Below are 12,662 nucleotides of genomic sequence, written 5' to 3'. Positions count from 1 at the left end.
CTCATCCTCCTATCCGATTCATCGCCCGCTGCGAATGAAACAGCGTTTCAAAATGGTGCCCGCGCGGTTTGTTCCATATTGCCGCGCGTATGGTATCGCCCAGTGTTTGGTCCGTTCCATCCAGCGCCGGGCGCAGGTCGGTCTCGGTGTTGTCGCCCAGACACATGCGCAGATGGCCGTCGCTCGTCAGGCGGACGCGGTTGCACACCGCGCAAAATTTATGCGACACCGGGCTGATAAACCCGACGCGCCCGCGAAAGCCCTCGCCCGCGTAGTCCTCGCTCGGCTGACAGGGGCAGCGCGGCGCGAGCCTTTTCAGCGCGGGATACGCGGCCAGCACCTCGGCGTTCGGGATGCGGCGCGTGCCGTCCTCGCCCAACCTGCCGATTGGCATCAGCTCGATGAACCGCACATCGATCGGGTATTCCTTTGCCAGCCGAATGAAATCATCGATCTCGCCGTCGTTCTCGCCGCGCACCAGCACGGTGTTCACCTTGATCAGGTTCATGCCGCACGCGAGCGCCGCGTCGATGCCGCCCAGCACATCGCTCAAATGGCCGCCGCGCGTCATTTTGCTGTACCGCTCCTTGCACAGTGAATCCAGACTGATGTTGAGGCGCATGAGCCCCGCGCGGTGCAGGCCGCGTATCCGGCCCTCCAGCCCCTGCGCGTTCGTGGTCATACACAGGTCGCGCACCGTGGGATGCCGCGCGATATCCGCGATGATCTGTTCCAGATCCTGCCGCACCAACGGCTCGCCGCCCGTCACGCGCACCTTTTGCACGCCAAGCGCCGCCATCTGCGAAACGATGCGGGAAAGCTCCCCCGCCGTCAGCTCGTTTTCCGCCGTGAAGCAATCGTTCCCCTCGCGGCAATAGATACAGCGCAGATTGCACCGCTCGGTCACCGACAGACGCAGATAATTGATCTCGCGCCCAAACCGGTCAAGCATCGCGTTTCCTCCTTTTCTCAGCCCTTGCCAAAGCCGCAGTTTGGATACGTGCAGGTTTGGCAGTTCCGGCACAGGCCGCCGTGGCCCAGTTTTTTTACCGCTTTCCGCGTTACCCGTTCGCCCGCGAGCAGACGGGGCACGATCAAATCGAACACGCTCACCTTGTGGTACATCACGCAGCCCGGCAGACCGACCACCGGAATTTCCCCCAGATAACCGAGCAGGAACATGGCGCCGGGCAGGATGGGCGCGCCGTAGGTCTCGATTTGCACCCCCGCGCGGCGGATGCCCGCCGGCGTGCGGTCGTCCGGGTCGACCGACATGCCGCCCGTTACCGCGATTAAATCCGCGCCCCGCGCTTGCAAACTGCCGATGCAGTCCGCGATCATCTGATCGTCATCGTCTGCGAACAGCTGCTCAAACACCGTGCTGCCGAGGGCCTCGAATTTGCGGCGCAAAATGTCGCCGAATTTGTCCTCGATCAGGTGGTGGTAAATCTCGCTGCCGGTCGTCACCAGACCGACCTTGAGCGGTCGCAACGGTTTCACCTCGACGAACGGGCCGACCGATTCCGCCCGCCGCACGACCGCTTCCTTGACAAACAGCGGGATCACGCGCGTGCCCGCGAGCTGCTCGCCCTTTCGCACCATGACGTTTTCGTGAATGGCCGCGAACATCACTTCGTCGTCCTCGATCAGGGCTTCCAGCTTGTCCACGTCGATTTTCAGCAGCCCGTCGCACGCCGCGCGCAGCTCCACCTTGCCCTCGCCCTTTGGCAGAAGGTCGATATTAGCCCCGGCCGTGGCTGCCGCAATGCGCCTTGCCGCGTCGTCCTCGTGCACGTCGTCCGCGCCGAGTTCGAGCACGAACAAGTGCTTCTTGCCCATGGAGAGCAGCACCGGAATATCCGATTCCTCTACCACATGGCCCTTTTGAAAGCGGCTCCCCTTGAACTCGCCCGGGATGATTTGGGTCAGGTCGTGCGCGAGCACCGTGCCGACCGCGTTTTCCACCAAAACGGTTTTCATTGTTGCACCTCGCTTATCAGGTTCCATATGCTCTCCGCGGCCCGCTGACGCGAGGCCGCCGCCAAGAGCGCTTGTTCGTTTCCGGCGCATCGCCGCGCCGCCCGGGCAAACCGTTCGTCCAGCGTCGCCGCCCGGTCCTCCATGACCAGCTTATCCGCCAGATACAGCACCGTGGCTTCGGATACCGTACCCCACATAGCGGGCGGCAGCTCCATATGCACGGACACGCATTCGGCGGCGCGGACATAGCCCAAATCCAACAGGGCCTGCGCCAGCCGCGCGGCGTGCTGCGGCTTTGTCCTTGCCGCGTCGTGTACGCGCGCCGCGGCCGCCAACAGCCGTTTATTAAGGTGCGCGCACGCCGGACTTTCGGCCAGCGCAAGCGCCCGGCGTTCGACCGCGCGGCAATGCCGCCGGATCGCCTCGGTCGAACCGAAGCGGTCGTGCAGCGCTTCGATCTCATACGCCGCCGGAACACTTTCGGCGCGAAACGCCAGCAGGCGCTCGTAATCCGCCTTGGTATCCGCATCGAGCAGACAGCCGGGATCGCCGACCGGGCAGGCTTCGACGGCAAGGGGCGCAAGCGCGCCCTTGACGCCATCCCGCCCGTCGTGCGCGAGCACCGCCCGCGCCGCGCGCGGCCCAAGCAGCAGCGGGTGTCCGTTCCTGCCTTCCATGCGGGGATGCGCCGCGTCCGCCCCGGTTTGCGCCCGCGCCTGCCGGAGCGTTTGCAGAAGGCTGGGGCAAAACAGGGGGATGTCCGCCGGAAGCAAAAACACCTCGTCGCACTCCCCCAGCGCGCGCAGGCCGATCTTGGCGGAATCCAGCATCTGTGTTTCACGGAACGCGGGGTTGTGCGCAAAGCGCAGGTCCATCCCCGCGAGCGCCCGCTCGACATCCCTTGCCCGGCTGCCGGTCACGACCACGATACGCGCGGCGCCGCCTTCTCGCAAACGGCGCGCCGCGCTTTCGATCAGCGTGCCGCCGCCCAGCGGCAGCAAGGGCTTGAACGCCCCCATGCGGCGGGACAGCCCCGCCGCGAGTATGACCGCCCCCGTCATGCGCGACCGTTCCGAAACGCGACGAGCTCGGCCGCGATGGACACCGCGATCTCTTCCGGCGTTTGCGCGCCGATCGGCAGGCCGATCGGGGAATGCACCCGCGCAAGGGCGCTTTCGGCAATCCCATCCGCCCGCATCTTCTCATACATCAGGTCGCGCTTGCGTTTGGAGCCGATCATCCCGATATAGCCCGCCCGTGTCCGCAGCGCCCAGACGAGCGCCTCCCGGTCGCCCAGATGGCCGCGCGTGACGATCACCGCCATATCCTTTTCCCCCAGCGCCGCCTCCGGGATGTTGTCATAGGTTTCGACAATGACGCGCTTCGCGCTCGGAAACCGTTCGGGCGAGCAGAACTCGCTTCGATCTTCCACGACTACGATAGGGATTTCCAAAACATCCGCGATACGGGCAAGCTGCCTTGCAATATGCCCGCCGCCGAAGATCACCAGTTTGCCGTCGTCTATCTCCGCCAGTTCGCGTTGCAGCGCCGGTTGCTCCGTCCCGTCGTAAAACCGGATGGACAGCACGCCCGAACCGCCGCAGATCATATCCGAGTTCGCCGCGTCGGCGGAGGACAGGTCAAAGGGCATTTCGCCGCTTTTGCCCTCGGCGATAAGCTGCCGGGCGCGCTCGATCGCCCGCGCTTCCAACACGCCGCCGCCCACCGAGCCTTCGATGCCGCCGTCCTCCCGCACCAGCATGGTCGCGCCCTGATGGCGCGGCATCGAACCCGAGCCCTCGCGGATTGAGACCAGCGCGAAGGGTTCTCCTTTCGCGCACATTTCGCGCACCGCCTGTTTGATTCGTTTCATATGCTCACCCCTGCCGTTTCACGGCAAATACGGTATCTGAAAAGGCCTTCTCGCTTTTGTCGGGCGCGATCAGCACCTTTGTATGCTCTGTCAGCGCGCATGCCGCCGCATCGTACAGCGCGCGGTCCGCAAAGACCAGCCGCCCCGCCGTCCGGCAGAAATGCGCGATCGTTCGCCTGTCCACCGGGTCTGTTTTCGTGACGCTGAGCACCGCCGTGGAGACGCCGCACACGCCGCAGATCTTTGCCGCGCGCAGCGCCTGTTCCGCGTCCGGCGGCTCGATCACGAGCGCCACATCGACCCCTTTGTTCAAAACCTTCGTTGTTCCCTCAAAAGATAGCGCTTCCAGCATTGGTTCCCGGCCTCCCCCCGGCGGCTGCTTCCCGCCGCATCACGCGGCGGGAAGCAGCCCAACGTACTTACTTGGTATTCGTCAGATATTTGTAGCAGCGGATCACGTTGGTGCGCTGGATGTATTCCATCATTTCTTCCTGTCCGATATCGACCGGGTAACGGTCTGCGAAGCTGATGTTTTTCACGCAGGTATCCATATCCCAGCCGCGCGCGATCCCGCTGCCGACAGCAGAAAGCCATTCGTAAACGAACGCGCGCTGCTCGGCGATGTAGGAGCGATCCACGACAGGACCGTGACCGGGCACGAAATAATCCACATCGAGCGTTTCCAGAAAATCAAGCGTCTGAAGGAGCGCGCCGATGTCTGCCGAATGCAGCCAAGTCTGGCAGCCGGAAAACAGGGTGTCGCCCACAAAGGCGACGCGCTCCTTGGGTACGTGCACGCAAAGCTGGCTGGTCGAATGGCCGGGCGTATGGTAAAGCTCAAACACGGTATCGCCAAGGTGCAGCGTCATATGCTCGCGGAAGGTGATCTGCGGCCGGTTGACGATAAATTCCTCGCGCTTCGGCATGAGCGGCAGCGCCGCCTTGTCCTGCCGTTCCAGCACGTCGACGCTGTAATCGTAGCAATCGCTGATATCGCCCGCGACCGTCCAAAAGATCTCATTTAGCTTTTCATGGCCGATCACAAGGCTTTCTCCCGCGAACCAGTGGTTGCCGAAGATGTGGTCGATATGGCCCTCGGTATTGATTAAGTACTTGATCGGGCCGCGTTTTTTGGCAAACTCGCGCATTTCCAGCAGCGTGGACAGCCACTGCGCCGTATCGATGAACACCGAGCCTTCGCTCGTGAAAACGATCGACGGGTTACAGCCGCGGATTTTGGTTTCGGTATAGACATTGGGCGTCAACATTTCCATAGACAGTTCCTCATTTCCAAATAGGGAGTGGTATTTCCTTTCGAGAGAGGCGGTAAAAAAGAAGAAAAGAAGAAAAAGAGTGTGGAGAGGAAGGAAGTTTTTACTTGCCGCCCCTCCCGAATCGGAAATCAGTTTTCAGCGAGCTTTTGCGCGCTCGCACGCTTCTTGCAGCGCGTGGCGGACCCAAACGCGCACCATTTGGACGCGGTACTCGCGCGTGGCGCGCTGATCCGTGATCGGAGCGATATGGGCGGCGCATTCCTCCGCCGCCTTGGCAAACAGCGCCTCATCCGGCTGTCGCCCGGTAAGCAGCGCTTCCGCCTCGCGGCAGCGAAGCGGCGTTGGCGCGACCGATGCTAGCGTTACGCGCGCATCGGCGATCGTGCCGTCCTCCGCGAGCGTCAGCCGCGCGCCCGCGCCGACGATCGAAATATCCGAATCGCCGCGGATCGCGTATTTTTTGTAGGCCGCGCCGGTATGCGCCGCGGGCTTTTTGATCTGAAACCGCACAACCATTTCCGTTTCGCCAAGATCGGTCTTGCCCGGGCCCTTGAAGAAATCGCACAGCGGCATTTCACGCGCGCCATCCGCGCCCGCGATGACCACGGCCGCGTCATGCAGCAGCAGGCCGTGTATCGCATCCGCCGAGGGCGACGCGTTGCACGCGTTGCCGCCAATGGTCGCAATATTGCGCACCTGCATGGAGGATACGTGACCGCACGCCTCGCGCACCACCTGATAATCCTCCGCCAGCGCGGGCGAAAGCGATAGTTCGCGCAGGTTCGCGCGGGCGCCCAGCGTCAGCCCGGTTTCGGAAACGGCAATCGCGTCCAACTCCGGGATATCCATCAGGCCGATGACCGCCGACGGCTGCCACAGCTTCATTTTGATGCGCGGCACCACATCGGTGCCGCCCGCGAGCAGCCGCGCGTTCTTGCCGTATTCCCCCAGCAGCGCGCAGCATTCCTCTACGCTCTTCGGCTGAAAGTATTTTTCAAACCGCATGCTCATCTCGTCTCCCTCCATTCCGCCGCGTAATCGCCGTAGTCGCCGTCGCGCACGGCTTCAATCGCTTCCACGATCTTTTTATAGCCCGTGCAGCGGCACAGGTTGCCGTGCAGGCCCTCGCGGATATCGTCCTCTGTGGCGTTCGGGTTTTCATCGAGGATGGCCTTGGCCGTCAGGATCATGCCGGGCGTGCAGTAGCCGCACTGCACGGCAAAATGGTCGATGAAAGCCTGCTGCAGCGGGTGCAGGCCGTCTTCGCCCTCCAGCCCCTCAATGGTCGTGATCTCATGGCCCGCGGCCTGCGGGATAAACATCGTACAGCTTTTTACCGCCTTGCCGTCCATCAGCACGGTGCACACGCCGCAGTTGGAATCGTCGCAGCCGCGCTTGGTGCCGGTCAGGTTCAGCTCGTCGCGCAGCGTTTCCAGCAGGGTCAGCGACGGATGAACGTAAACCACGCGTTTTTTCTTGTTGACGGAAAGTTCAAACCGCATTTTCTCTTCGTACATCACTGGTTCGCCTCCTTGGCTTTCTTCTCCTGTATCAGCGCGAGGATGCGCTCGGCCGTCATCGGATAACCGGTGACGCGCACGCCGACCGCCTGATAGATCGCTTCCGCGATCGCGGGGCCGACCGGGATCGTGATCGATTCCGCCATGCCCTTGGCGCCGAACGGTCCATCGGGCAGCGGGTCGGGATTGATAAAGGCGTAAACATCATCGTTCTTCGGCATGTCGAGCACGCCGGGCAGGCGGTAATCGCTGAAATTGCAGTTGGCGATCTCGCCGCGTTCATTGTAAAGGTGTTCTTCCATCGTTGAGAAGCCGATCGCCATGTGCACGCCGCCCTCGATCTGGCCTTCGACCAGCTTGGGGTTGATCGGATTGCCCGTATCGGCGGAGGAGGCGACCTTCAGTACCTTGACCTGTCCGGTCTCCTCGTTGACCGCCACCTCGACCGCGGCCGCCGAGTATTGGAACCAGTTCCAAACGCGGTCGGACAGGCCGTTCTTGTCCCACTGGTGGATCGGCGCCGGGCAATACAGGCCGTGTCCCTTGACCGGCGAGCCCTTTTGCAGCCCCCAGTTGCCCTGTGTGAACATGCCGACCGGCACGAACAGCGACGGGATATCGACCTCCTGCACATACGAACCCTTGAGATACGCCTTTTTGCCCTCGATCTCCACCTTGGAAACATGCAGCCCAAAGTGCCGCGCGATCTCTTCCTTCAGCTTATCGATGCAGTCATGGCAGGCGGCGAGCACCGCGTTGCCGGTGTTATAGGTCGTGCGCGAGGAAGCGGAGTAGTTGTCATACGGCGTGATGGCGGTATCGCCCTTGGTCGTCTTGACGTCGGTGATCGGCACGCCGAATTCATTCGCGACGATCTGGGTCATGGCGGTCGTTACGCCCATACCGTTTTCATCGCACGAAATGAACAGCTCGATCGTGCCGTCCGAATTGTACCAAACCTCGGCTTCCGAACGGCCAAGCGGCGTATTCTGTTTGCCGCCCACCGCGACGCCGCGGCCCTTTTTCCAAACGCCCATATCCTGCTCGGGCTTTTCCTCCACGCGGACCGCGTCCGCGACCGCCTGCAGGCACTTTTTAAGGCCGGAGGAGGTGATCAGCTCGCCGTAGCAGTCGCGCTCGCCCGCGTCGATGATGTTCTTCATGCGGATCTCGACCGGGCTCATGCCGAGGTCGTCCGCCAGCTTGTTGACCAGACACTCGATGCCGAACTCCGCTTCGGGGCAGCCGAGGCCGCGGTATTCGGCGGCGGGCACGGTGTTGGTGGCGACCGCGTAAGTATCCATGCGGATGTTCGAGGGCTGGCCCTTTTCCGCCCAGCGGTACACGGGCGCCGCGCCGGAGGAGGACAGGCGGCCCGAGAAAAACGTGTTGTTCAGCGCCGCGCCGATCTCTTCGCAGAGATAGTAATCGTTGGCGATGATCGTGCCGTCCTTTTTCGCGCCGAGCTTTACCTTGGTCTGGCACGGCCAGTTGGAGGGCGCCGAGCAGAACACCTCCTTGCGGGAAAAGCGGAAACGCACGGTGCGTTTGGCCTTCAGGCACATCAGCGCGGTCAGTATTTCGATGTAGGGGTTCAGGCGCGAGCCGAACGAGCCGCCCATATACGGCTGGATCACGCGCACGCGCGATTCCGGCATGCCGAGGATACGGCAGATGCCCTGCTTGATCACGCCGTGCACGCCCGCGCCGTTGGACCACATGGTAATGCCGCCGTCGTTATCATAGCGACAGATGGCGTTGGCGCATTCGAGCGGACTTGCGGTTTTTTTGCCGACCCAGAATTCGCCCTCTTCCGTGATATCGGCTTCCTGCAGCTTTTGTTCCACATCGCCCGCGTTCATATAAAACGCGCCGACGACATTGGGGGAAACGCGGTTTGTCGCGCGGTCCGCCGGGCGGTCCATAAAGCCCTGATCGCGGGTCTCGTATTCGGGGTCGATCACGGCGACGGGATCAGGCTTCATCGCTTCTTCATAGTTGAGTACGTGCGGCAGCACCTCGTAGTCGACCTCGATCAGCTCGACCGCCTGCTCGGCGATCTCCTCTGTTTCGGCCGCGACCAGCGCGATGGTCTGTCCCGCCCAAAGCGCGCGGTCCGTCGCGAGTACGGATGCCTTGGGATACTGATCCCAATCGATGCCGGGCTCATTCCCGGTCAGGATGTACAGTACGCCCTCCAGCGCTTTTGCCTTCGTCGTGTCCAGCCGCTTGATGCCCGCGTGCGCGTACGGGCTGCGCTTGGCCTTGATATGCGCCATATTCGGAAACTGGTTATCAAAATCACTGGCGTACAGGCCCTTGCCGGTGACCTTATCATATGCGTCGATCCGTTTTTCGCCCTTGCCGATTAAGGTGTCCATCTGATTGCCTCCTTGTTAAAATCCGGTTTACCGTCTGCGCTTGCCGCGCACATACGCGGCCAGCATGACGAGAAGAATAATGCCGTAGCCGAGCCATTTGCCCGCGTCGCCCCAGCCGAGCGCGACGAACAGGTTGGTCAGGCTTTGCAGCACGATCGCGCCGAGCACAACGCTTAAGTAATTTGCTTCGCCGCCGTTGATCGAACAGCCGCCGACCACGACCGCCACGACGGACGGCATCACATAATTGGAACCCATGTCCTTGGCCGCCTGACCGAGATAGCCGACCAGCAGCAGGCCGATCAGCGCGGCCAGTATGCCGGACACGACAAACGCGATGCAGCGCACCCGGCGCACATTGACGCCGCTGAGATACGCCGTGGTTTCATTCGCGCCCACGCCGAGGATCTTGACGCCAATCTTCGTTTTGCCGATCAGCACGCCCGATATCACGAGCGCGACCAGCACGACGAGCAGGATGTTCGGAAACACGCCGGTGAATTTAGCGGCCAGCGCTTGCAGCAGCGGCGCGGATTGCCCCTTGATCGGCGTGGCCGCGACGTAAGCGTTGACAATGCCCTGCACGATATTGGCCATCGCCATGGTGACGACCAGCGGCGGCAGACCGGCGTAAGCCGTCAATACGCCGTTGCCAAGGCCGAACACCGCGCCGACCGCGATGGCGACCAGAATCGCGGGCACAAGCCCGCCGTTGCCGCCGTCCATGATGCTCGCGCCGAGAATGCCCGAAAGCGTCGCTATGTAGCCGACCGACAGATCGAGCCCGCCGCCGCCCACGCAGATGACCAGCATCTGGCACAGGCCGAACAACGCGACAAAGGTAGCCAGCCGCATGGTGAGAAAGACCTGCTGCGTGGAAAGAAACGTGCCCGGCGCCGCGCCCTTCAAGAACGTAAGCACGAGCTCGCCGCCGACAAAAACCAGAATGACCATCAAAAGCGTGTTGATGACCTTTTTGTTGCCGTTGTAGAAATCTGCCAGCGGATGCTTTTCCAGCTGTACGGGACGGTTGTCCATGCTCATTTCCCTCCCTTCAGCGCGGCTTTCTTCTGCGAAGCCGCATAGGCGGCCGACACGCCGATCGCCGCTATGATGATCAGCCCGCTGACCAGCGTCTGATAAGCGTTCGGAATGTTGGCGAAGAAAATGATCTTGCTGACAAAGCTCATGATCAGCGCGCCCGCGATGGCGAGGAACACGTTGCCCTTGCCGCCCGACATCGCCACGCCGCCGACCACGGCGGCGGCGATCGCCTGCAAGGTGAGCGTATCGCCGAAATGAGCCGAGCCCGCGCCGTTTTGTCCGGCGTAGTAAACCGCCGCGAAATACAGGAACACCGCGTTGATGATGTAGGCGACGGTCTGTATTTTTGCGGTGTTGATGCCGCTTGCATAAGCGTTTTCATTGTGGCTGCCAACCGCGTACAGATAACGCCCGGTACGCGTGCGGCTGATCAAGTACCAAATGACGCACGCGAGCACAATCCATAGCAGCGCCGTCGGCACGAACCGGCCGATCCCGGCGAGCGCGGGCACCTGCTTCATATCATAAAAGGCCTTGAACCATTTCACCTGCTTGCCGCCCGGTGTGGGCGTGACAAACAAGGCGATGCCGAGCCACGCATACGAGGTCGCAAAGGTCGCGATGACGGCGGGCAGCCGCAGATAGCCGACCGCGATGCCGTTGACAAGGCCGATTCCGACCGCGACCGCCAGACCAGCTGCAAGCGCGGTAACGCCGGTGACCGGCGAATCCGGATTCATCACGCGGGTCATGACGCACAGCATGAGCGCCATCGAGGTGCCGCAGGACATATCGAGCCCGCCCGCAATGATCACGACCGCCTGCCCCATCGCCAATAGAATCAGCGGTGTGAAGGCGTTGATGTAGCTTAAAAGCGTGCGCGCCGTAAAGAAATTCTTTTGCAGGCACGCGATCGCCACCAACATGACGGCCAGCATGAGCAGTGTGGAAAACTCGGGCCGTCCCGCGAGCGTTTTCCAGTTTCGTTTTTTCTTTTCTTTCACTCGTCGCCACCCCCCGGTCAGCCAACACGCATGGACTGGGCCACAATGTTATCCTCGGTGATCTCGGGCCCTGTGAGTTCGGACACGATCTCGCCCTCGTACATGATGAGCAGCCGGTCGCAGTAGCTGATCAGCTCGTCGCTGTCCGACGCATACAGAATGACCGACATATTTTTCTCGCGCACCAGATTCATGATAAAATCATACAAATCCTTTTTGGCGCGCACATCGACGCCCTTGGCCGGATCGGCCAAAAGCAGCACCTTGATATCGAACGGCAGCCACTTGCCGACGACCACCTTTTGCTGGTTGCCGCCCGACAGGGTGTACATATCCACATCGATATCGCGGGCCCGTACCGACAGCGCTTTGCAGATCTCCTCGGCTTCGGCGCGGTATTTCTTTTTTGGTGTGAAAAGCGGCTGCTTTTTTAGGCCGAGCTTGGGATAGATCATGTTGTAATAGATTGAACCAAGCTGGAAAGAGCCTTCCTTTTGCCGGTCGCCCGGCACAAGCAGCACGCCGTTTTGCACCGCGTTTGACGGCTTGTTGAGCGCCACCGCCTTCCCGTCCACCGTGGCGCTGGAACGAGCCTGCCGGTAGTTGCCCGCGAGGGCGAGCATCAGCTCGGTTTGGCCCTGCCCCGCAAGGCCGCCGATGCCGAGCACCTCGCCGCGGCGCAGCCGGAAGCCGACGTCTCTAAGGAATTTGCCGTAGTTTAGGTTTTCAACGGAGAACACGGTCTCATCCGGAATGTCGCGGTACTCCTTGGTGACCTCGATCCCCTCGGTTTCGCCTGTGATCATCCGAACGATCGCCTCCGGGTCGCGGCCGTCCTTTGCAAAGTCCATTGAGCCGACATTTTCTCCGTTGCGGAAGACGACGATGTCGTCACAGATCTCCATGACCTCGCCCAGCCGGTGGGACGTGAAGATCATGGCGACGCCTTCGTCAGCCAGCTTACGCATATAGCGGAACAGGCTTTTCACTTCTTCCTGCTCGAGCGCCGCCGTCGGTTCGTCGAAAATGAGAAGCTTGGGACGGACCGAGATCGCCTTGGCGATTTCCGTGATCTGCTGTTCGCCCGGGTTCAGCTCGCCCACGCGGCGGGTCACGTCCATGCCGGGCTTGAGATCCTCGATAATGCCGCGCGCCAGCTCCATGGCCTGCCGGTCGTTTAAAAACAACCCCTTTTTCTTCTCGATTCCCAGCACGATATTCTGCCAAACGGTCAGATCCGGTATCAAGCTAAGGTTTTGGAACACCATGGAAATGCCGTCCATTTTGGCATCATTCGGGTTTTTGTAAGCGATCTCGCGGCCCTCGTAAACAATGGTTCCGCTGTCCTTTCCATAAACGCCGGTGATGATCTTGGAAATGGTGCTTTTGCCCGAACCGTTGGTGCCGAGCAGTCCCGTGATCCTGCCCTTTTCGCAGGTCAGGTTGCCGTTTGACAGCGCGACAACACCGCCGAACAGCTTTTTGATTCCCGTTGCTGTCAATAATGGCATGCGTGACTTCTCCTTCCGTTTTGATCGTCCAATCAGTAAGCGGTGCGGGGGGGGGGGGGGGGGGGGGGGGGGGGG

General features: G+C 61.6%; 12 protein-coding genes. All 12 read right to left on the bottom strand.

The features are described from left to right. Position 1: 1 nt before the first annotated feature. A complete protein-coding gene (moaA, locus tag NE562_RS10290; protein ID WP_280962331.1) occupies positions 2–1,024 on the bottom strand; it encodes a GTP 3',8-cyclase MoaA in 1,023 nt (340 codons plus the stop codon). Then, complete coding sequence (locus NE562_RS10285; protein ID WP_280962330.1) at positions 970–1,980, bottom strand: molybdopterin-binding protein; 1,011 nt, start codon at positions 1,978–1,980, stop codon at positions 970–972. The genes moaA and NE562_RS10285 overlap by 55 nt, the downstream gene beginning before the upstream one ends. Further along, entirely contained in the window at positions 1,977–3,041 is a 1,065-nt protein-coding gene (locus NE562_RS10280; RefSeq protein ID WP_280962329.1) for a nucleotidyltransferase family protein, read from the bottom strand. Before NE562_RS10280 ends, NE562_RS10285 begins: the two co-directional genes overlap by 4 nt. Further along, on the bottom strand, positions 3,038–3,853 hold the full coding sequence (locus tag NE562_RS10275; RefSeq protein WP_280962328.1) for an XdhC family protein: 816 nt from the start codon (positions 3,851–3,853) through the stop codon (positions 3,038–3,040). Before NE562_RS10275 ends, NE562_RS10280 begins: the two co-directional genes overlap by 4 nt. A 4-nt stretch (positions 3,854–3,857) precedes the next feature. Then, positions 3,858–4,205, bottom strand: a complete 348-nt coding sequence (locus NE562_RS10270) for a hypothetical protein (RefSeq protein ID WP_280962327.1) — start codon at positions 4,203–4,205, stop codon at positions 3,858–3,860. Positions 4,206–4,272: 67 nt separating this feature from the next. Beyond that, positions 4,273–5,127, bottom strand: coding sequence for an MBL fold metallo-hydrolase (locus NE562_RS10265; RefSeq protein WP_280962326.1), 855 nt, complete (start codon positions 5,125–5,127; stop codon positions 4,273–4,275). Positions 5,128–5,262: 135 nt separating this feature from the next. Beyond that, positions 5,263–6,138: an FAD binding domain-containing protein gene (locus NE562_RS10260; protein WP_280962325.1), complete on the bottom strand. Its 876-nt coding sequence runs from the start codon at positions 6,136–6,138 to the stop codon at positions 5,263–5,265. Then, the gene (locus tag NE562_RS10255) at positions 6,135–6,644 is read right to left on the bottom strand and encodes a (2Fe-2S)-binding protein (RefSeq protein WP_419196004.1); all 510 of its coding nucleotides are present in this window, start codon (positions 6,642–6,644) and stop codon (positions 6,135–6,137) included. The genes NE562_RS10260 and NE562_RS10255 overlap by 4 nt, the downstream gene beginning before the upstream one ends. Further along, a complete protein-coding gene (locus tag NE562_RS10250; protein ID WP_280962324.1) occupies positions 6,644–9,028 on the bottom strand; it encodes a xanthine dehydrogenase family protein molybdopterin-binding subunit in 2,385 nt (794 codons plus the stop codon). Before NE562_RS10250 ends, NE562_RS10255 begins: the two co-directional genes overlap by 1 nt. A gap of 27 nt (positions 9,029–9,055) precedes the next feature. Continuing rightward, positions 9,056–10,066 (bottom strand): ABC transporter permease, encoded by a 1,011-nt coding sequence (locus tag NE562_RS10245; RefSeq protein ID WP_280962323.1) that lies wholly within the window; start codon positions 10,064–10,066, stop codon positions 9,056–9,058. Positions 10,067–10,068: 2 nt separating this feature from the next. Further along, positions 10,069–11,076, bottom strand: a complete 1,008-nt coding sequence (locus NE562_RS10240) for an ABC transporter permease (RefSeq protein WP_280962322.1) — start codon at positions 11,074–11,076, stop codon at positions 10,069–10,071. Positions 11,077–11,093: 17 nt separating this feature from the next. After that, positions 11,094–12,587 carry a sugar ABC transporter ATP-binding protein gene (locus tag NE562_RS10235; protein ID WP_280962321.1) on the bottom strand — a complete coding sequence of 498 codons (1,494 nt, stop codon included), beginning with the start codon at positions 12,585–12,587 and terminating at the stop codon, positions 11,094–11,096. Positions 12,588–12,662 lie beyond the last annotated feature (75 nt).

This window comes from Butyricicoccus faecihominis, from assembly GCF_024462775.1.
In the GTDB taxonomy this organism is placed as follows: domain Bacteria; phylum Bacillota; class Clostridia; order Oscillospirales; family Butyricicoccaceae; genus Agathobaculum; species Agathobaculum faecihominis_A.
Note: the sequence above shows the minus strand (reverse complement) of the source record. Positions and strands in the feature narration are given on the sequence as shown.